General features: G+C 49.5%; 18 protein-coding genes and 1 pseudogene. 5 read left to right on the top strand and 14 right to left on the bottom strand.

From position 1 onward, the window contains the following. Positions 1-110: 110 nt before the first annotated feature. Entirely contained in the window at positions 111-1,337 is a 1,227-nt protein-coding gene (locus tag VN23_RS01270; RefSeq protein WP_046351042.1) for an aspartate kinase, read from the bottom strand. A gap of 330 nt (positions 1,338-1,667) precedes the next feature. Continuing rightward, positions 1,668-2,741, bottom strand: coding sequence for an alanine racemase (gene alr / locus VN23_RS01265; protein ID WP_046351041.1), 1,074 nt, complete (start codon positions 2,739-2,741; stop codon positions 1,668-1,670). A gap of 289 nt (positions 2,742-3,030) precedes the next feature. Between alr and VN23_RS01260 the strand changes: the two genes are divergently transcribed. Continuing rightward, positions 3,031-4,605, top strand: coding sequence for an ABC transporter substrate-binding protein (locus tag VN23_RS01260; RefSeq protein WP_046351040.1), 1,575 nt, complete (start codon positions 3,031-3,033; stop codon positions 4,603-4,605). A gap of 345 nt (positions 4,606-4,950) precedes the next feature. Then, a complete protein-coding gene (locus VN23_RS01255; protein ID WP_046351039.1) occupies positions 4,951-5,400 on the top strand; it encodes a hypothetical protein in 450 nt (149 codons plus the stop codon). On the opposite strand, the gene VN23_RS01250 is transcribed toward VN23_RS01255, so the two are convergent. The 3 genes from VN23_RS01250 to selD form a co-directional block, all read right to left on the bottom strand. Continuing rightward, positions 5,397-6,182 (bottom strand): ferritin-like domain-containing protein, encoded by a 786-nt coding sequence (locus VN23_RS01250; protein ID WP_046351038.1) that lies wholly within the window; start codon positions 6,180-6,182, stop codon positions 5,397-5,399. The genes VN23_RS01255 and VN23_RS01250 overlap by 4 nt on opposite strands. Before the next feature lie 209 nt (positions 6,183-6,391). Further along, complete coding sequence (locus tag VN23_RS01245) at positions 6,392-7,708, bottom strand: NAD(P)/FAD-dependent oxidoreductase (RefSeq protein WP_082752880.1); 1,317 nt, start codon at positions 7,706-7,708, stop codon at positions 6,392-6,394. Positions 7,709-8,326: 618 nt separating this feature from the next. Continuing rightward, positions 8,327-9,364: a selenide, water dikinase SelD gene (selD, locus tag VN23_RS01240; protein ID WP_046351036.1), complete on the bottom strand. Its 1,038-nt coding sequence runs from the start codon at positions 9,362-9,364 to the stop codon at positions 8,327-8,329. Positions 9,365-9,515: 151 nt separating this feature from the next. Between selD and mnmH the strand changes: the two genes are divergently transcribed. After that, positions 9,516-10,559, top strand: coding sequence for a tRNA 2-selenouridine(34) synthase MnmH (mnmH, locus tag VN23_RS01235; RefSeq protein ID WP_062654791.1), 1,044 nt, complete (start codon positions 9,516-9,518; stop codon positions 10,557-10,559). A gap of 362 nt (positions 10,560-10,921) precedes the next feature. Here mnmH and VN23_RS01230 read toward each other — a convergent pair whose 3' ends face one another. The 3 genes from VN23_RS01230 to VN23_RS01220 all read right to left on the bottom strand — a co-directional run bounded on the left by VN23_RS01230 (position 10,922) and on the right by VN23_RS01220 (position 14,261). Further along, positions 10,922-12,541, bottom strand: a complete 1,620-nt coding sequence (locus tag VN23_RS01230; RefSeq protein WP_046351135.1) for a methyl-accepting chemotaxis protein — start codon at positions 12,539-12,541, stop codon at positions 10,922-10,924. Positions 12,542-12,754: 213 nt separating this feature from the next. Beyond that, complete coding sequence (locus VN23_RS01225; RefSeq protein ID WP_197432995.1) at positions 12,755-13,444, bottom strand: alpha/beta fold hydrolase; 690 nt, start codon at positions 13,442-13,444, stop codon at positions 12,755-12,757. Between the two features lie 49 nt (positions 13,445-13,493). Beyond that, positions 13,494-14,261, bottom strand: coding sequence for an SDR family NAD(P)-dependent oxidoreductase (locus VN23_RS01220; RefSeq protein WP_046351034.1), 768 nt, complete (start codon positions 14,259-14,261; stop codon positions 13,494-13,496). A gap of 259 nt (positions 14,262-14,520) precedes the next feature. On the opposite strand from VN23_RS01220, the gene ampC reads away from it, so the two are divergent. Further along, positions 14,521-15,705, top strand: a complete 1,185-nt coding sequence (gene ampC / locus VN23_RS01215) for a class C beta-lactamase (protein WP_046351033.1) — start codon at positions 14,521-14,523, stop codon at positions 15,703-15,705. A 588-nt stretch (positions 15,706-16,293) separates the two neighbouring features. Here ampC and VN23_RS22035 read toward each other — a convergent pair. From VN23_RS22035 to VN23_RS01185, 6 genes and pseudogenes are all read right to left on the bottom strand, one after another. Then, a pseudogene (locus VN23_RS22035) lies at positions 16,294-16,686 on the bottom strand (carboxymuconolactone decarboxylase family protein); the annotation flags it as partial. Positions 16,687-16,771: 85 nt separating this feature from the next. Beyond that, positions 16,772-17,161, bottom strand: coding sequence for a MerR family transcriptional regulator (locus tag VN23_RS01205; protein ID WP_046351133.1), 390 nt, complete (start codon positions 17,159-17,161; stop codon positions 16,772-16,774). Between the two features lie 69 nt (positions 17,162-17,230). Continuing rightward, a complete protein-coding gene (locus VN23_RS01200) occupies positions 17,231-17,809 on the bottom strand; it encodes a GNAT family N-acetyltransferase (RefSeq protein ID WP_046351032.1) in 579 nt (192 codons plus the stop codon). 33 nt (positions 17,810-17,842) lie between these two features. Next, the gene (locus VN23_RS01195; protein WP_046351031.1) at positions 17,843-18,754 is read right to left on the bottom strand and encodes a polysaccharide deacetylase family protein; all 912 of its coding nucleotides are present in this window, start codon (positions 18,752-18,754) and stop codon (positions 17,843-17,845) included. A gap of 12 nt (positions 18,755-18,766) precedes the next feature. Continuing rightward, a complete protein-coding gene (locus tag VN23_RS01190; protein WP_046351030.1) occupies positions 18,767-19,321 on the bottom strand; it encodes an SRPBCC family protein in 555 nt (184 codons plus the stop codon). Further along, the gene (locus tag VN23_RS01185; RefSeq protein ID WP_046351029.1) at positions 19,318-19,635 is read right to left on the bottom strand and encodes a PilZ domain-containing protein; all 318 of its coding nucleotides are present in this window, start codon (positions 19,633-19,635) and stop codon (positions 19,318-19,320) included. Before VN23_RS01185 ends, VN23_RS01190 begins: the two co-directional genes overlap by 4 nt. 107 nt (positions 19,636-19,742) lie before the next feature. Between VN23_RS01185 and VN23_RS01180 the strand changes: the two genes are divergently transcribed. Continuing rightward, entirely contained in the window at positions 19,743-19,961 is a 219-nt protein-coding gene (locus VN23_RS01180; protein WP_046351028.1) for a hypothetical protein, read from the top strand. Positions 19,962-20,001: the final 40 nt, after the last annotated feature.

Here is a 20,001-nt window from a genome sequence, read left to right as displayed (position 1 = left end):
GGGTACAGAATATAAAATTCTGCACCCCTTTCAAAAATCACCAATCCTCGCAAAAAAACGCAGCACACTTTGTTTTAAAACAGAATCAGATGCTTTTTAATAAAACCAATTTATTGGATCGCATCCAAACCAAACGCTTTATGCAACACGCGCACAGCAAGTTCCAGATACTTTTCATCAACCACAACCGAAATTTTAATCTCGGAAGTTGAAATCATTTGAATATTAATACCTTCTTCGGCCAGCGTTCTGAACATCGTCGACGCGACCCCGACATGCGAGCGCATACCCACGCCCACAATCGATACTTTACAGATTTTATCGTCGCCATTGATCTGGCGAGCGCTGATCTGGCTTTGCGCGCCTTCTAGTACTTTGATCGCGCGGCCCAGATCATTTTTAGGCACGGTAAACGAGAAATCGGTTGTGCCGTCTTGGCCAACGTTTTGGATGATCATATCAACATCGATATTCGCATCCGCCACTGGGCCTAAAATCTGGTAGGCAATGCCCGGTTTATCTGGCACGCCGATCACATTGATACGGGCTTCATCACGATTAAACGCAATGCCGGAGATAACGGGTTTTTCCATCTTGCTGTCTTCCTCGAAGGTAATCAGCGTGCCCTCGCCTTCTTCCTGAAAAGAAGACAAAACACGTAACTTCACATTGTATTTACCGGCAAATTCAACCGAACGGGTCTGCAATACCTTTGAACCTAAGCTGGCCATTTCCAGCATTTCTTCAAAAGTAATGGTAGAAAGCTTGCGTGCCTCGGGCACCACGCGTGGATCGGTCGTATATACACCATCCACATCGGTATAGATCTGGCACTCGTCGGCCTTCAGTGCTGCGGCCAGCGCCACGCCTGTGGTGTCCGATCCACCACGACCTAGCGTCGTGATATTGCCTTCTGCATCTACGCCTTGGAAACCCGCGACAATCACTACTTTGCCCGCGGCTAAATCGCTGCGCATTGCACCATCGTCAATATGCTGGATACGCGCCTTGGTGTGCGCGCTGTCGGTCAGGATCTTGACCTGACCACCGGTGTAGCTCACAGCATCAACGCCGATTTCTTTCAGCGCCATAGCCAATAGGCCAATGGTGACTTGCTCACCGGTAGAGACAATGACATCCAATTCACGAGGATCTGGGTTGGCCTGAATTTCCTTGGCCAGTGCGATCAGCTTATTGGTTTCGCCGGACATCGCAGAAACAGCGACGACAATATCGTGCCCTTCTGCTTTGAATTTAGCCACGCGGCGAGCCACGTTTTTAATCCGCTCGGTAGTGCCTACCGAGGTGCCGCCATATTTCTGGACAATCAATGCCATGGATCAAACCTGCTGCTTGGGTAGGTTTTAAAAGGAAGGATCATTGTAATGAAACCCGACCATCTTTTCGAGCGAGAAAACAGTTTAAGTCATTATTTATTCATGAATTGTTATGCTGTTTAGGCATAAACATCATCAACAAATAGTATATGTTTTAAACGCGCCACTCCAAACACTTATTCCAGCGCCCAGAACAGGCTCTTTATCTGCATAAAAGCGTCTTCAAAAAATACACCTTAGCAAAAACAAACCAACAAAAAAAAACGCAAAACAGCAGCACATATAGGGACTGTTTTGCGCTTTCTTATCGAATTGTTATTGATAGACTATTTAAAACTCAACAAACACCTGCACACGGGCCGCAACCGCACACATCAATTCATAGCCAATCGTGCCTGCTGCGCTCGCGACTTCGTCGATAGACACGTTTTTACCCCACAACTCTACCTCGCTACCCAGACCTGCCTCTGGTTGATCACTTAAATCGACCGCCAGCATATCCATAGAGACGCGGCCAATCAGTCGACTTCGCACGCCATTAAGCAACACAGGTGTGCCGGTAGGCGCGTGACGAGGGTAACCATCGGCATAACCACAAGCCACAATTCCTATCCGCATCGACCTAGCCGCAACAAAGCCTGCCCCATACCCAACGGTATCTCCCGCTTTAAGCTCCTGCACCCCGATCACTTCAGCGCTTAAAGTCATGGCTGCTTGCAAGCCCAGCTCTGCCGCACTCTTGTCACTAAAAGGGGAAGAACCATATAAAGAGATGCCAGGCCGTACCCATTGCCTATGGGTTTCTGGATAAGCCAATAATGCCGCCGAATTCGCCAAAGTCACCGGCAAATTCAAATCAGCACAGGCGGCATCAAAACGTGCACATTGTGCTGCCACGCCCTGCTCAGGATCATCAGCGGTGGCAAAATGCGCCATCAGGGTGATGCTGGCTACATTGCTGCACTGCTTAAGGCGCCCAACTAAAGCAGAAGCGGCTTCGGCAGGAAAGCCCAGGCGGTTCATGCCGGTATTAAGCTTCAGAAAAATATGCACCGAGCGGCTAAGATCCGTGCTTTCTAACCAATGAATGCCACGCTCATCATGCACCGACAGCCAAAATTCATGATTTGCACAAAGCTGCAACTCTGCTGCAGAAAAAACCCCTTCCAATAATAAAATGGGCTGCTTTACTCCCAACTCTCTTAAGGCAAGTGCTGATGGCATTTCTAAAGTAGCAAAGGCATCAGCATCGGGCAGGGCAGCCACCATATTTGCAATACCATGGCCATAAGCATTGGCCTTAATAACAGCAAAGACTTTACTGCTCGGCGCACATGCTTTTGCATGCGCATAATTGGCTGCAAGTGCCGCAGTATGAATCACAGCACGAATCGGGCGAGTCATGACACAACCATTGCAAAGGAAAAACGCAGATTATAAACCTTGTGAAGTAAGACTGGCGGCAAAAAACAGGCCACTAAGATGAGGATTTACTCGTACACAGAGCGTGTGTTTTAAAAAAAACTGTCGCACGCTTTACCCAATCACCTCTGCTAAGCGCAAATTCATCACAAGAAAAGAAAGCAATGTGTAATACAAAACAAAAAAATCATAATAATATGCAAAAAGAGTCGTTTTTAAACCATAAATAGCACGGTATTATCTAAGCATCGCAACACATCGAGAATCTGCCATGCGCCTGATTTCGTCGCTTTTTGTTTTACTCTGGGCTGTTACCGTAGAAGCCAAGCCGCTTACGGTATGCACCGAAGCCAGCCCGGATGGCTTTGATGTTGTGCAATATAATTCGCTGACCACCACCAATGCTTCTGCCGACGTCTTATTTAATCGCCTAATCGATTATGACGCCGCTACCGGCAAGTTGGTACCTAGCCTTGCCGAGAAATGGGAAATCAGCCCGGATGGACTGAGCTATACCTTTACCTTAAAAAAGAATGTCGTTTTTCATAGCACCGATTACTTTAAACCCACCCGCTCACTGAATGCTGACGATGTAGTGTTTACCTTTAACCGGATGCTGGATAGCAACCACCCTTGGCATAAAAGCGCCGCCAATGGCTATCCGCACGCGCAGACCTTTCAATTACCTAAGCATATCAAAGCCGTTAAAAAAATAGACGCGCAAACGGTGCGCTTTGAATTAAATGCCCCCGAAGCCACTTTCTCTGCCCTGCTCACCATGGGCTTTGCCTCGATTTACTCGGCCGAATATGCCAATCAATTATTGGCCGTAGGTAAAACCGGTGATTTAAATACGAAACCAATCGGCACAGGGCCTTTTGTATTAAAAAGCTATCAAAAAGACAGCACGATTCGCTTTGATGCATCCCCCAATTACTTTGGCAATGCAGCTAAAATTGACAAGCTGATTTATGCAATCACACCCGATGCCACGATCCGAGTGCAGAAATTAAAAGCAGGTGAATGCCAGATTGCGCTATCACCCAAGCCACAGGATGTATTAGCGGCAAGACAAGATAAAAGCATTCAAGTGATAGAAACACCGGCTTTCTCTACCGCCTTTATTGCTTTTAATAGCCAGCATAAACCCTTTGATAATGTAAAAGTGCGCCAGGCACTTAATTATGCCTTTGATAAAAAAGCCTATCTAAAGCAGGTATTTGACGGTACAGCCACCGCCGCAGACGGCCCCTACCCGCCCAATACCTGGAGCTATATCAACTTAGAAGACTACAAATACGACCCAACCAAAGCCAAGCAATTGCTGGCGGAAGCAGGTTTTCCCAATGGTTTTTCCACCACCATCTGGATACGCCCTGCGGGGAGCACGCTTAATCCCAATCCACGAGCTGGCGGGGAATTACTGCAAGCCGACTTAGCCAAAATCGGCGTTAAAGCCGAGCTAAAAATGATTGAATGGGGCGAGCTGATTAAACGCGCCAAGGCTGGTGAGCACGATCTCTTATTTATGGGCTGGAGTGGCGACAATGGCGATCCGGATAATTTCTTAACACCGCAATTTGCTTGCTCATCCGTTGAATCTGGGCTGAACTTTGCCCGCTACTGCGACCCGCAGCTGGATAAGCTCATTACGAATGGCAAAAAAATAGCGGATCAGGCCGCAAGGGCTAGGCTTTATGAAACCGCGCAAAAAATCATTCATGATCAGGCATTGTGGATTCCATTAGCCCATCCTATTGCTGCTGTGCTGACTAAACCCAATATCAGTGGCTATAAAATCAACCCATTTAGCCGCCAAGACTTTAGTAATGTAATTGTGAAATAAACTCTGTTGGCATCAATAAGGGCGATTAAAACTCGGCAAAGTTTTAATCGCCCTTATTGCATGGATGAAAAGTATGTGAAGCTAGCGCTTAGTCTATAAAGACGAAGTAAGTACGAGTATCTACAAAAGCTTGATAGACGCCAAGATAAGTCCATGTCAGAAAAAATCACTGCGTAGCGCGGATGAAACCCGCATATTTTTCAGCATCGCTCGCGGGTTTCACCCGCCCTACGATAGATGCAATGCTTACAAATGACTGGCAGGCTACATGACACATGCCTAACTTAATGCATATACGCTCATTAAAAGCTTAATCACTATATTAATCTGCAGGGGAATAGTTCGATGGCATTACTATTTTTTGGTAGTTTGCTGATTGTGCTGGGCTTATTGGCTGGCTGCCTCTTACTGATTGCCCCCCTCGGCATTATAGAAATCACGCCTGGAATAGGGCTGTGGCTGCTGTTTCCTGCTTTTAGTATTGGCGGCTATATTTTGCTGCTGGTAACCCCAAGTTTTGCCAAACTACGCCTGCTGTCTTTATTTTTATCCAGCTTATTACTCTTACTGGCCGCCGCCGCAGCTGCCGAATTAATGCTCTATGCCAGCACCCTGATGCAGCCTACAGGCAGCACGCTGATCTTGTGGTATGTCTTAATGATTGCGGGTGGGCTTGGTGTGGTGGCAACGGGAGCTTTCGATATTAAAAAGCTATTTTCTAAACTACGCCGCCCCAAAGCTGCAGCAGCCCCACCGCCGGCCGCTCCACCGATTAGCCAAAAACCCAAGCACTAATCCAGCTGTTGTAATGCCGCCAGCTCTTCCTCACTAAACCCAGCTGCCCTACGCGCTTCTAAATTAAACGGCCCGCGCTGCTTGGCTGCCTGATATTGCAAGGCCAACTGCTCGTAGGCTGCAATCGTTTCTAAACCCCGCTCTTCACACAGCGCCTTATACCAGCGATTGCCAATCGCCACATGACCCACTTCATCTCTCAAGATAATATCCAGAATCGCAGCACCTGCCTTGTCGCCTCGATGCCTAAGCCGGTCACGAATTTGCGGAGTGACATCCAAGCCACGCGCTTCCAGAGTTCGGGGAACCAGCGCCAGCCTTGCCAGCAAATCATCCTTGGTTCTTTCTGCCATATCCCATAGGCCGTTATGCGCCGTGAAATCGCCATAGGCGTAACCCAGCGTCAGCAGATGATCTTGCAAGAGCACAAAATGATAGGCCTCTTCACGGGCTACTTTTAGCCAGTCACGATAAAAGTCTTCGGGCTGGCCAGCAAAGCGCCAAAGAATATCGAGTGCCAAATTAATCGCATTAAATTCGATATGCGCCAAGGCATGTACCAAGGCAGCATGGCCTTCAGGTGTGCTGATTTTGCGGCGCGGCACATCCATAGGCGGCACTAAAAGCGGGCGATCGCTCAAGCCTGGCGTTTGTTCGGTGCTAACGATCAGCTCATCACTGGCCAGTGGATGCTGGTCTTCGATAGCACGCACAAGGGCGACTTTATCTTGGTGATTGGCCATTTGCAGCGCGAGCAAGGCTTGATGGCGGATTGATTTCATGGCGGGTAACTACAGACAAAAGACGTATTTTGGACAGTAGGGCAAGGCTTGGCAAATATCCGTATATTCCTCCTCCTAAAAAAGATCTGTAGACACAGAGATCAGGAAGAACACAGAGCACACAGAGAAAACCAAGACTTCTTTGTTTTTTCTCTGTGTTCTTCGTGTCCTCACCGGTCTCTGTGTCTACAGGTTTAAGGCTCTTACCCTTAATGCAGCTTAATTCTGGGCTTGCTCACACGGTCGATATATTCGCCCCATGTAGCCAGCCAGGTTTTAAACCAGCCATTCACCGCCACTTGGTGTTTTTTATACAGTGACCAATACATCATTTTGGCGAACTGGCCCTCGATAAATAAGCTGCCACGGGCAATGCCGCCCATTAAGCTGCCTACCGTACTGTATTCACCCAAGGACACCAGCGAGCCGTAATCCTGATATTTAAACTCTGGCAGAGTTTTGCCCGCCAAATACAGAGGAATACTTTTCGCCAGCAACATCGCCTGCTGGTGTGCGGATTGTGCGCGGGGTGGCACAGTAGCCCCTGTATCGCCGAGCGGACAAGCAGCGCAATCGCCCAGTGCAAAAATGCTAGGGTCGCGCGAGGTTTGTAATGTACGGCTGACCACCAGCTGATTAAGACGATTGCTTTCTAAACCGCCGATATCTTTGAGGAAATCCGCAGCTTTAATCCCCGCTGCCCACACCACCAAATCGCTGGGAATAAACTTGCCCGAAGCCATTTTGACGCCCGAGGCCGATACATCGACCACTCGCTCATTCGCGTGAATCTCTACCGCCATTTTGCGCAGCTCAAGCGCCACAGCATTGGATAAGCGCTCCGGCAGGGCAGAAAGCAGCCTTGGAGCTGCATCGACAATCACAATTTTTAAATCATGCTCAGGGTGGATATTGGCAAAACCGAAGCTACTCATAATGCGCGTAGCCATATGCAGCTCGGCAGATAGCTCTACCCCTGTGGCCCCGCCGCCGATAATGGTAACGGTAAAGCGCCCCTCACCCGCTTGTTTACGCCTTGCCTGCGCACGTAAGCAGCTATTGATAAAGCGTTTATTGAAGCGCTCTGCGGCCTCTGGGGTATCGAGCATAATGGCGTGGTTTGCCACGCCAGGCGTGCCAAAATCATTGGTCTGGCTGCCCAGCGCCATAACCAGCGCATCGTAAGTAATGGTTTGCTCGGGCACTAGCTCGCTACCGTCTTCCTCATCAAGGGTTGGGGCCAACACCACTTGCTTAGCTTCTCTATCCAGCCCCGTCATACGGCCTAGGCGAAAATCAAAATGATGCCAGCGGGCCAGCGCGATATATTCCAGCTCGTCGGCATGGCTATCTAAAGTTCCCGCCGCCACCTGATGCAAGAGTGGCTTCCAGATATGAGTGCGCGCCGCGTCGATCAAGGTTATATGTGCCTTGCCCTTACGGCCCAGCTTTTCACCCAGCTTCACTGCCAGCTCCAAACCGCCAGCCCCTCCCCCAACTATTACGATGCGCTGCAATACAGTCATAGCCATCCTCCCCCGTTGATTAACTGCTCGTATTATGCGTGAAGCTGACATGAAAAGGGCATGAAAAACAACCATTTAAAGGGGCTTGATTACATGGGTGGAATACGCTACTTACAAGCGCCAACTAACCCTCGCGCCCTCTCCCCATGTGCGCTAACCAAAGTCAAAAAGACCTTTTTAGTGCCTTCGGCACGTTGATTTTGGAGCGGTTAGCCACCGCGGGGCCTTCCTTTCTTGCTTCGCCAAGAAACGAAGCCAAGCGACAAACTCAAAACCACGAAAGCCCCTGCTGTGGTCCAATCGAGGCGGCGGCAGGCGGGATTGGCTGGATCCTCCTTCCCTGGCCGAAACCCCGCCCCGCTTGTTCCTCGCTCCGGCGTGTTTCAAGGGGACTTTAAAAAGCCCCATGCAAATAGCATGGTTGTTATGTTTTTTCGCTGTTCGCTAATGAAAAAACAATTTGGTTAGCACATAGCCCCCCCTCTCCACTAAAGGGAGGGAAGCTAAAAGCAGATACCCATAAAAAAACTGATTATTCTCTTGGTTTTCTCCGTGTAACTCCGTGTCCTCTGTGCTCTCTGTGGTTCAAGATTTAGGTTTTGTTCAAATAATTGAAACCTAAGCCACCAACACCCTCGCCTCGCCCTCGGCAAGTTGCCCAATCACCGCCGCCTGTGCAAAGCCTTGTGCCTTAAATAGCGTCATCACTTCATCAACGGTTTCAGCAGAGCAAGCCACCAGCAGGCCGCCAGAGGTTTGCGCGTCGGCCATGATGCGCTGCTGCCATTCTGGCACTTGCTCGGCGAAATCAACGTCTTGCCCAAAGCTAGCTAAATTGCGCTCGATTGCGCCGGGGCCTATGCCTTGCTGGGCAAAGCCCACAGCGGCAGAGAGTAGCGGCAAATCATTCGCAGCCACATTCGCAGTCAGCTTAGCCCCACGGCAAACTTCCAATAGATGGCCAAGTAGGCCAAAGCCCGTTACGTCGGTCAGCGCATGCACGCCGGCCAGTTTAGCCAAATCGCTGCCGACCTTATTAAGTTGCGTGGTGGTATCAATCAGCTGCTTATAGCCTGCATCATCCAGCAGGCCTTTTTTCATGGCCGTACCCAAGATACCTATCCCTAGCGGCTTGCCTAAGATCAGCACATCGCCAGCCTTGGCATCGCTATTTTTTTTAAGCTGTTTTGGATGAACCAAGCCCATCGCCACGAGCCCATAGATAGGCTCGGGTGCGTCGATTGAATGCCCACCCGCAATCGGAATCCCCGCCTCGGCACAGACTGCAGCACCACCCGCCAAAATTTGCTGAATATCTTCGATCGGTAGCAGATTGACTGGCATGCCGACAACCGCCAAAGCCATAATCGGCGTGCCGCCCATGGCGTAAATATCGGAAATCGCATTGGTGGCTGCGATACGGCCAAAATCAAAGGCGTCATCCACAATCGGCATAAAGAAATCGGTGGTGGCAACCAGTGCTTGTTCATCATTCAACCAATAAACAGCGGCATCGTCAGCTGTTTCAGTGCCAACCAAGAGCTTAGGGAATAAGGCTGCAGTTGGTAACTTAGATAGCATTTCTGATAAAACGGCCGGGGCGATTTTACAACCGCAACCACCACCGTGAGATAAAGAAGTTAACTTTGTGCTCATGACATCATCCTGATTAAATATTTATTGCCCACCTTAGCAGCCTGACTCCGCTTTGACGAGCGCAGGATACTTGCAAAATGAGTGAATTTTTCCACGACCATTGCACTGCCGTGGGACAATTACACCAATCAAGTGCATATAGTGAAATGAAGTGAAAAATTTATTGGCGACCTTAGCAGACCTCTCCACCTTTGATGAGGTGATCGATGTACGCACTCCACTTGAATTTGCCGATGACCATATTCCCGGCGCGATCAACGCGCCCGTACTCAGCAATGAAGAGCGCGTCATCGTTGGTACGCTGTATAAACAAGATCCCTTTGCCGCCACTAAATTAGGCGCGGGTCTGGTCGCCAAAAACCTCGGCATTCACCTTGCCACCACTTTTAAAGACAAGCCGAAGAACTGGAAGCCGCTGATTTACTGCTGGCGTGGCGGCAAGCGCTCTGGATCGATGACCACTTGGTTTAATCTAATCGGCTGGAAAGCACGGCAATTACAAGGCGGCTACAAGACTTATCGTGGTGATATTTTAGTCAAGCTAGACGCCATCCCCGCCGTATCGCGCTTTATTGTTTTGGCCGGCCACACTGGCTGTGGCAAAACACGCTTACTCAATGCACTAGAGCGGACCGGAGCACAAACACTGGATTTAGAAGGCCTTGCAAAGCATCGTGGCTCGGTACTCGGTGCCAGCCCTGCCGCACCGCAGCCTTCGCAAAAAAGCTTTGATAGCCAGCTCATCCACCAACTCTCTCAATTTGACCCAAGCCGCCCAGTGTTTGTTGAAGCCGAAAGCAAACGCATCGGCTTGGTGCATCTGCCCGCCAGCCTGATGCTCGCCATTCGCGCCGCCGATTGCATCTTGGTGCAGGCCAGCTTTGAAGACCGAATCCGCTTTTTATGCGACGACTACGCCAACCTATTTGACGACCCGCTTAGCTTTAAAACCAAATTAAGCCGCCTAGTCGAAATGCACGGCAAAGTAGTGTTAGCCCAATGGAACGAGCTGATCGATCAAGGAAAAAAAGCCGAACTATTTGGCGAGCTAATCAGCAAACACTACGACCCCGCCTACAAACGCAGCAGCCAAAGCAATTACCTGAGGCTAAGCGATGCAAGGCCTCTCGTCATTGATCCATCGAGTGATTTAAGCGAATGTGCAAGGCAATTGATTTTGGATTTGGGGGCGTAAAGCAAAAAGGAGCTCTGAGAGCTCCTTTTAAGCATCAAGCTAATACAAGCACGAACGCAGATTTTTCATAGAATCTGCGTTCCTTGCTCGCCGGCTTGTTGCGGTGCGTAACGCCTTTGGCGTTTTGCACCCTATAAAATTGACCTTACTCAAGCTAAGGCCTGATGACAAAGATCCTTCAGTAAGTAAGCAAGGTATTGAGCCCTTGATGCCACAGAAAGCACAGAAGAAACGATAGATGCGATGATTTTCTCTGTGGCCTCTGTGTCCTCGTTTTACTCTGTGGTTCAAGGTTTGGCTCTCTATCAAAGCCAACTGAAGGATTTTGCTAATCAGGAGCTAAGTAAAAGCCCTGTTGATCATTACAAAATAAACCGCTGCACCGACTGATGCAAATGGGCAGATAAATTTTGTAAATCTTGTGCAGAGCGGGCGCTGAGCTGAATTTCACGCGCTTCTACTTCTGCTCTCTGAGCGATCTGCTCCACCGCCTTGGCGATTTCTGTAGTGGCCATGCTTTGCTCACGGATGGCGCTGCTGATGCTATCGACCACACTCCGCACTTGCTCTGCCCCGCTACGAATATCTTCGATGGCTGTTCCCGCCTCATTAGCCAACAGTACGCTGGCATTCGCTTGCTGCACACCACTTTCCATTTGCACAATCGCTTCCCGCGTGCCGGATTGAATCTGCCCAACCATCGCAGCAATTTCCACCGTGGATTGGCTAGTGCGCTCAGCCAACTTACGCACTTCATCGGCCACCACGGCAAAGCCACGGCCCTGCTCGCCTGCCCTTGCCGCTTCAATCGCGGCATTGAGCGCCAGCAAATTCGTTTGATCGGCAATATCCTTAATCGTGCCAACAATCGAGGTGATCTTGTCGGACTGGCGGCCCAACTCCTCAATCCTTACCGCCGATCCCTTTACCAGCTCGGCAATTTTGTGCACCTCGGATGTGGCACGATGAATCACCACCGCACCACGGCCCGACATCTCTCTGGCCGATTCGGCCAAGCCACGGGCATCATTGGTGTTCGCGGTGACATGATCAATCGACACCGACATTTCCTCTACCGACGCTGCCATCGACGATGCCGATTCGCTCTGCTCATTAGAGCGACGGGCCACTTCGGCCGAGCGATCACTTAAACTGCTCGCCGCCGTACTCATTTGCCCAGCGCCGCTAATCACCTCGCCGATCATAGCGCGTAAGGTTTGCTGCATATCCCGCAGGCTAGCCATCAAGCTATCTTTATCTTCGGCCTTACAGACCACGTTTTGATCAAGATGGCCACTCGCCACACTTCTGGCCAGCGCAACGGCTTCCTGCGGCTCACACCCCAATAGCTTAAATAAAGAGCGCCCCAGCAATATCAGCGTCAACGTCACCAGCGCCATCATCAATAAACCCAATGGCAAGAGCACATATAAAACCCTGCGGAATTTTTCATTCACATCATCAATATAAACACCCGTGCCGATCACCCAACCCCAAGCTGAGAAGCCTTGCACATAAGAAATTTTATCAACCGGCTCGGTGCTACCCGGCTTACTCCACTGATAGCTAACAAAGCCTGCGCCCTCACTTTTAACCACCTTCACCATTTCAAGAAACAGCGCCTTGCCATTAGGATCTTTCAGCGCAGACAAGTCTTTGCCTTCCAGCTCGGGCTTCATGGGGTGCATCAGCATTTTTGGGCTTTCATCATTCACCCAAAAATATTCTTTCTTGTCGTAACGAATTGCTCTTAAAGCTTGCAGCGCAGCGACTTGTGCAGAGGGCTGATCCATTTTTCCATCGCGACTAAGCTGCTCAAAATGCGCCACCACCGTTTGTGCCGATTCGGCTAAGTTGCGAACCTTATCTTTACGGCCACTCAGCATCTCGTCCTTGAAATGCAGCAACATCAAACTGCCCATCATAATAAACGCCAGCAAGGTGATGCCTGCAACCAAGACCAATCGACTACGTAATGTCATTCCAGCTTGCCCCTTCATTGCCTTCCCCTGTGTTTATTATTAATTACTTATTCACTGGATTATGCCCACGTAAGGATTGGCAGATGTGGCCTTTCTATTATTTGTTGTAAATCTGCGACTACGAGCAAGCCCGTACACCAATGAGGTTTCAATAAAACTTTGTTAAGTAGCTCAGCGATTCCAACCTTGAAAGACACTCACTTAATAAAAATATTAAAACCCACTCTGAAGTTCACGCACGAAAGTATTGACCTCCTGAGCAGCCTTAATCGGGAAAGCTTGCAACAGACAGTGTGGTGCCACCAACTCGATAATACGAGTACGCGGATTGAGCTTGGCAATCAGAGCTGAAGCACTGGCGGGGACAACTTGATCGCGCGACGCGCGTAGATACAGCACGGGCACTTTAACCACAGACAACTGACTTGAAACGTTAATAGCCAGCACAGCCTGCAGCCTAGCTCGTATAACCGATAGCGATACTAGCGAAAGAGCCTGAGTAAGCGCCACTTGTAATTCTCTCGTGATAAAACGCCCAAACAAAACCCGAGCGAGCAGACTCACAGGAACCCGTGGAAGAATCATAATCAGTGAGTGAAAAGCTGAAAATATTGGACGAGGGTTGCTCAAAAACGAGCAGCACAAAATCAAACCTTTAAGATTCGGTGAGCCAGAGGCAGCAAGAGACACGGCAATAGGGCCAGAGAATGATTCGCCAAGAATAATATAGGGCCCATCAATGGGAAGTGCTGCACGGGCGATCTGCTCAAGCTCTTTATAGCCTAAAGGCTCAGCTGGAGGGAAAACAACAACCTTCACATTATACCCAGTCCCAAGAGCTGCAATAAATGATGCAAACAATTGGCCTGTACCATCCATTCCAGGTAACAGAACGAGCGTCACCGATGTAATACTCCGTAAATAATGTATCCACAAAAAGCAGTCTTTGAGTTCAAGCGTGCAAGCCACCATCCACCACAAGACTATGCCCAACCACATAAGACGATGCGGCGGTGCTTAACCAGAGAATGGCGTTGGCAATTTCGTCGGCTTTTGCGAGCCTGCCTATAGGGATGGCTTGCGCTAGCTGCGTCTGATGCTCAAGCAATTGATCCTCAGAGAGATGCGCCGTGCGACGCTCGCGACGCGGTGTTTCAGTCGCGCCGGGACAAACAGCATTAATCCGCACGCCTCGCCCGATATATTCCCTTGCCGTCGAGCGAGTCAGCCCAATCACAGCGTGCTTTGCCGCGCTGTACACCGCAGCAGTCGGCGCACCTGACAAGCCATTCAGCGATGACACATTCACAATCGTGCCGCCCCCCAAGTGCAGCATGGCCTCAATTTGATACTTCATGCAGTTAAAGACGCCTAAAACATCCGTCGATACGGTCTTGCTGGCATCTTCAAAAGACATTTCATGAGTCGGGATCGGGCGCGTATCGCATGCCGCGCTATTAACAGCGGCATCCAGCTGACCATAGTGCTCGATAGTAAAGCTGACTAAGGCGGCAACGGACAATGGATCTATCACATCGCAGCCATGAAACACGGCGTCCCCCAGTGTGCGAAGTTCTAGCTCCGCCGCCGCCCCTTGCTCACCATTACGCGCGGCCACCACCACCTTAGCGCCACACGCAACAAACGCCTTTGCGGCAGCCAAACCAATTCCCGTGGTTCCCCCCGTAATGAGCACCACTTTACCGTGAAGACTTTGCATAAACGCACCTGATGACAATGAAGGATTATATTTAGCTCGCTTTAATAGTCTATCAGCATATCCAAGTTAATATAAAAAGTGAGCATCAAAATAAGCAAAGCGCCTTCAACTTAAGGTGCCATTAACAAAGTGTAACCCGCAGTGTAACCCACATAAAATTATGTAATTAAATACCATGCCGCGATATACGCATCTGTCTAAAATGCCAGCACTATCTTCATAAAACACATTATTCATTTTGAGAACAGGAAATAAACTCATGCGTAGAAAAGCAACAAAGCTATTAAAGATCCTCTCTGTTTTAAGCTGTGTAATTAGCCCATTAAGCCACGCAGCAGAAAATATAGATCAAGCCTATATTCAAAAAATAGTCAGCACGGCAATCACTCCCATACAAAAACAATTCAATATTCCAGGGATGGCAGTTGCGGTGAGTATTGATGGCAAGAATTATTTTTATAATTACGGCGTAGCATCAAAAGAGGGCAAGCAGGCGGTGAGCCAAGATACGCTGTTTGAAATTGGCTCAATTAGTAAAACCTTTACCGCCACACTGGCCTCGTATGCCCAAATCAATGGCCAGCTTTCTTTTAGCGATAGCGTTAGCCAGCATTTGCCGTCTTTACGCGGCAGTGCCTTTGATAAAGTCAGCCTACTTAATCTGGCAACGCATACTGCTGGCGGCTTGCCGCTGCAAGTGCCTGACGAGATTACAAATAATGAGCAGCTGATGGATTATTTTAAAAACTGGCAGCCCAAGCACGCGGCGGGTACTTATCGCGTTTATTCCAACCCCAGCATTGGCCTGCTTGGCTTAATTACTGCTAAAAGCATGAATACTTCTTTTGAAGATGCCATCGAAAAGAAATTATTCCCTGAGCTAGGAATGACTAATAGCTATGTCAATGTACCCGCAGCGCAAATGAAAAATTACGCTCAGGGCTACAATAAAAAAGACGCCCCAGTCAGAGTCACCCCCGGTGTTTTAGCATCCGAAGCCTACGGCGTAAAATCCAGCTCGGCGGATATGATTAAATATATCAATGCCAATATGCAAATAGGTAAAATAAACGATAAAGTGCAACAAGCACTGATCAATACCCACAGCGGCTATTTTAAATCTGGCGGGATCATACAAGACTTAATCTGGGAGCAATACGCTTATCCTGTAGAATTAAATAAATTATTAACAGGTAATAGAGATGCTATGGCTTATGAAGCCAATGCAGCGAGTAAAATCACCCCCGTTTTAGCACCACAAAGCATGGCGTGGATTAATAAAACCGGCTCCACCAATGGCTTTGCTGCCTATGCGGCTTTTATTCCCTCCATGAAAATCGGCATTGTGATTCTAGCCAATAAAAACTATCCAATTCCACCACGGGTGATGGCGGCTTATCAAATATTAAGCCAATTGGATCAGCAGACAGCGCTTAAAAACTAAGCGCTGTCCATGGTTTGAGGCTGAGGGGGGCACTCCCAATCCTGCCAACTTCGCCAGCTGCTAGGGCAAGTATTAAACCATCGTAGGGCGGGTAAACCCGCGTATTTTTCAATACCGCTCGCGGGTTTCACCCGCCCTACGAAAGGCACAGATATAAGTTGATAGAATTGGCCACGGCACACACTCTCCCTAAGCTTGCCACGCCCGTGCAATGCCGAAGCTATCTTCAAACATCTCGTAACTTTGTATCTCACCATCTCTCACCACAAAGCGCATCACAAATGCGCCTTGATAGGCGTGGCCATTCTTGTATTGCCAAGCGAAATGCCCACGCGCGAGCGCTTCGTTTTCGCCGTCGTACCAGCGATCAATCACAAATTGCGTGGCTTGGCCCGCTGCTGCGATCTGCCGTAGGCATTGCCCGACCTCTGCACGCCCTTGCCAAAGCCCGGCCCAAGGCACAATTTGGCGATCACCCGGAATATGCCAGCTTATGGCTTCGCTTAGATAATCTAAAGGCGGCTGACCTGCGATAAATCCTGCGACAAACGCTTTGGCAACAGCCAGTGGAGCCAGTGGGCGGCTTGGTGCGTGGTATTGAGCAAAGATTTCTTTTGCTGCAAACACGGCATTGAGCGCAGCAGGAAAACCCGCGTAAACCGCAGTCTGGATCAGCACTTCGATGATTTCTTCGCGGCTTAGCCCCACATTTAAGGCGGCTTCTAAATGCACTTTTAATTGTGGTGCAGCATTGCCCATGGCGGACAACATGGCGACGGTCGCCAATTCTCTTTGCGCGAGAGAAAGCCCGGGGCGGGAATAAATTTCGCCAAAGCCAAACTCGATAATATAGCGGCCCAGATCGGGCGCAATATCACGCAGGCTATTAATCACCCGCTCCCCTGCCTGGTCGTCAACTTCTTTAAATTTTTTCCAGCCTGATAACTGATGCATGCCATTCTCCTTGCGTGAAGAGCGCATCCAAAAACAATCGCTTTGAGGCAGCCCATCCAATATCCACGCAAAAGATATTTTGGCGAGAGAGGCTGCAACGAAGTGGCCGTTTTTAGCGCGGCTCTGAAGAGAGTGACGCTTCCATTTGCTGATACGTGGCGATTTTGCTGTGCAATAGCAGTAAGTTTTCCTGCAAGCTGGCAATTTGCAAAGCCAGCGCTGCGGCGTGCGTTTCCAGCATTTCACGCCGCGGCACCACACTTGCCAGCGTTTGCCCTTCCCGCCGTAAGCGGGCGTAGCGTTGCATATCAGCGATGCCCATGCCGGTAGCACGTAAACGCAGCAAAAAATCGATCCAGTGCAAATCGTCCTCCCGATAACGGCGCTGGCCATTTAAGGCACGCGGCACCGCATCGATCAGGCCGATTTTCTCGTAATAACGCAGCGTATCCATCGATAAACCACTGCGCATTGCAACGTCAGAAATGGATAAGGTCACCATGGCCATCAGCATAAAAGCTGGAGTGCACTCCAGCGCAAGGGAAAAATGAGCATGGATAGCTTGGCACCATCATCGATCCAACTTTGAGAAGGCAGTAAGAACAGTACCTTCATGCACTTCGTCTCCAGCTAGCCGCCCCCAAATTAACGAATCCCGGTAATGCCCTCTAATAAATTTATGCTCGCGGAGCTGTCCCTCAAGCCTAAAACCTGCACGCTGTAGCAGGGCAATAGAGGCAGAATTTTCAGGCCGGCAAGATGCAGAAACACGATGCAGGCCAAGATCTAGCCACAAAAACTGCAATAAGCAGTGCACCGCTTCGCTGGCGTAGCCTTTCCCCCAATATTTAGGGTGAAATGAATACCCAATCTCCGCCGCATAGCCCTCAGTATCCACCGAGGCTAAGCAACCTCCAATCAGGCTGCCATCCGCCAAGACTACAGCCAGATTAAAGCTACGGCGCACGGGGTGGCGTGGCTCAGCCACACAACTTTCCACAAAAGAACGTGTTTGTTCAAGGCTATTTGGGCCCCACTCTTGATGAATAACTACCCGCTCATCCTCTGCATATGCATGCACCTCATCGAGATCAGTACTTTGAAAATCACGTAATGCAAGCCGCGGAGCTTTAAGCAAAATGGACGTCATGAATGAAACACCAGCAAATTTTAAAATATATTCCTAAGCAGGAAACCTTGGCCCTTGCAGTGCTAGCGTGCCACTACGGCCTTCCAGCTCGCCCATTTCTACGCTGTGATATGGCAGGGTGCTGGTATCAAGTGCATTAAATAGCTCGAGAGTTGAGACCAGCTTATAGCCCTGAGCCAGCCAGCCTTGGAGCAGGCGCTCAAAAGTAGGCAGTAATTTCATGCCTTCCAGCTCGGCGTGCAGGGTGTAGACGTGGCCGAATTCTGGCTCGGCGGCGGTGAGTTTGAGCAGATGCTCGTGCACATTCTCTGGCGTTAAATCACCCACACCGATCAATTCATCCAGCGTTGGCAAGGTGGTAGGTAACTGCACACAGCGTACTGGTTCACCCTTTACCACGGGCCAGAATGGATGGGTGCCGCGTGTATCCGAGGCATAAGTTAAAGCCATGCGCTGCTGGTGGCGATAGGCTTCTGGGTTCATTTGCCAACCCGCTGCGCCGTGGGTTTTAGCGGGTGTGCCGAATACTTCGGCAAAACGCGCTGCGGCTAAATCGATTTGCTCGCGCGTCCATGCGGCGGATTCGCCTGCCACATAGTCTTGCCATTTGATGTGATCCCAAGTGTGAATGCCGACTTCAAAACCATCAGCAGCCACGCTTCGTAAAATATCTGCACAGCGGCGACCAATATCCGGGCCGGGCAAGAGCGTGCCGTAGAGCAGGGTTTGAATACCGTAGTGCTCTACCACCGAGGTGCGCGATACTTTTTTCATAAAGCCGGGGCGGAAAACGCGTTTAATCGCGCGGCCAGTGTGATCTGGCCCCAGGCTAAATAAGAAGGTGGCATCTGCGCCCAAACGCTGTAGCAATTCAACAAGGCGGGGCACGCCTTCGCGGGTGCCGCGATAGGTGTCGACATCAATTTTTAAAGCGAGAAGTTTCATTCAGATGATTTTTTAATGAGTTTGTGGAGTAGAGGCAGAGGCACGCTGATCATGCCTCTTGAGCATTTCTTGCTGCATCGCGATGAACTGCTGACGGATCTGATTACGCATGGTATCAAGGGCAAACCCTGCCAGCAGGCTTGATTCCGGAAGCCATTCTGCGTGGTAGCTTATCACGGTCTGCCCTTGGGCTGGTTTCAGTAGTGCGACACTTTGATAAGCTTCACTGCCGCCCACCGATGTGGCGTGAATTTCACTGAAGGGTTTTAAATCGATATCACGTACCGATTCATACTGATAATTAAACAGGCTTAAGGGCACATTCAATGCCTGCGACACACGCAAATGATTGCCCGATTGGCTAATAATATGGCTGCTAACTAATTGCGGCAAAAACTGCGGCATATGTTCAAAATCGACCATCACTTGCCAAGCCTGCTCTTTGCTTACTGCTACGCGGAATTCAGCATCAATTTTAACCAAATCAGCCTCTTTACGTGCAGTCACCCGCACATCACTTGCGGAGGCAAAAGAGCTAAGCAACAGCAGTAAACACATCAGCTTCATCGAATCACCTTAAGAATGGACAAGCCCAATTCGTAAATAGCCCCCTGCTCGATCTGGTGGCAACGCACTACTTTCACTCTGACCGCCAGCGGTTCTCTTGGCCCGGCACCATCTAATGGTGGCATCACAAACAAGTCAAATTTCTCATCCAGCCTCGGCACATAATTGGTCTCCACCGTTAAGCCACTGACACTTAAATCGGTGCAGTTGCCATAATATGCAGGGCCATAATCAAGTGGACGGATTTTGACTTTACACTTAACGGGAATACGCAAAGCATCCCGTTTATTGTGATCACTCATACCGGCTTTCATGCAGAAAATCCTGTTGGATGGCGATCTAAAAAGAAAGAATATCAGCTAAACTTATCTCATGCCGTGTTCATAATCTTAGTTCGAGAATGCCTTAAGGAGGAGTAATCATGTCGGATATTTCTGCAATAAAATCCTACGTTGTGAACCTAAGCCAAGCCCTTAAACAAACCTCAAGCCAAACCAGCCAGCAATTAGAACAAATCGCCGCAAGAGTCGCCAAAAAATCAGAAGCGGCCACCGATGTAGGACTAGCCAGCATTCAGCGCTCAAACGCCACTAATCAAGCATTGGGTGAATATCGCAATAAAATTGATACTTTTGCTTAAAATAGCCAGATCAGGCCAATGGGCAAACGACGACGCAAAA

Source organism: Janthinobacterium sp. B9-8, from assembly GCF_000969645.2.
Classification (GTDB): domain Bacteria; phylum Pseudomonadota; class Gammaproteobacteria; order Burkholderiales; family Chitinibacteraceae; genus Iodobacter.
This window is presented reverse-complemented; position numbering and strand designations above follow the sequence as displayed.

Coding starts and splice junctions, on each gene's coding strand:
- VN23_RS01260 (WP_046351040.1), top strand. CDS start 3,031: ATGCGCCTGATTTCGTCGCTTTTTGTTTTACTCTGGGCTGTTACCGTA.
- VN23_RS01250 (WP_046351038.1), bottom strand. CDS start 6,182: ATGAAATCAATCCGCCATCAAGCCTTGCTCGCGCTGCAAATGGCCAAT.
- VN23_RS01185 (WP_046351029.1), bottom strand. CDS start 19,635: ATGAAAGCCGGTATGAGTGATCACAATAAACGGGATGCTTTGCGTATT.
- VN23_RS01190 (WP_046351030.1), bottom strand. CDS start 19,321: ATGAAGCTGATGTGTTTACTGCTGTTGCTTAGCTCTTTTGCCTCCGCA.
- selD (WP_046351036.1), bottom strand. CDS start 9,364: ATGAGCACAAAGTTAACTTCTTTATCTCACGGTGGTGGTTGCGGTTGT.
- VN23_RS01270 (WP_046351042.1), bottom strand. CDS start 1,337: ATGGCATTGATTGTCCAGAAATATGGCGGCACCTCGGTAGGCACTACC.
- VN23_RS01195 (WP_046351031.1), bottom strand. CDS start 18,754: ATGAAACTTCTCGCTTTAAAAATTGATGTCGACACCTATCGCGGCACC.
- VN23_RS01180 (WP_046351028.1), top strand. CDS start 19,743: ATGTCGGATATTTCTGCAATAAAATCCTACGTTGTGAACCTAAGCCAA.
- ampC (WP_046351033.1), top strand. CDS start 14,521: ATGCGTAGAAAAGCAACAAAGCTATTAAAGATCCTCTCTGTTTTAAGC.
- VN23_RS01245 (WP_082752880.1), bottom strand. CDS start 7,708: ATGACTGTATTGCAGCGCATCGTAATAGTTGGGGGAGGGGCTGGCGGT.
- VN23_RS01220 (WP_046351034.1), bottom strand. CDS start 14,261: ATGCAAAGTCTTCACGGTAAAGTGGTGCTCATTACGGGGGGAACCACG.
- VN23_RS01200 (WP_046351032.1), bottom strand. CDS start 17,809: ATGACGTCCATTTTGCTTAAAGCTCCGCGGCTTGCATTACGTGATTTT.
- VN23_RS01255 (WP_046351039.1), top strand. CDS start 4,951: ATGGCATTACTATTTTTTGGTAGTTTGCTGATTGTGCTGGGCTTATTG.
- alr (WP_046351041.1), bottom strand. CDS start 2,741: ATGACTCGCCCGATTCGTGCTGTGATTCATACTGCGGCACTTGCAGCC.
- VN23_RS01230 (WP_046351135.1), bottom strand. CDS start 12,541: ATGACATTACGTAGTCGATTGGTCTTGGTTGCAGGCATCACCTTGCTG.
- VN23_RS01205 (WP_046351133.1), bottom strand. CDS start 17,161: ATGGTGACCTTATCCATTTCTGACGTTGCAATGCGCAGTGGTTTATCG.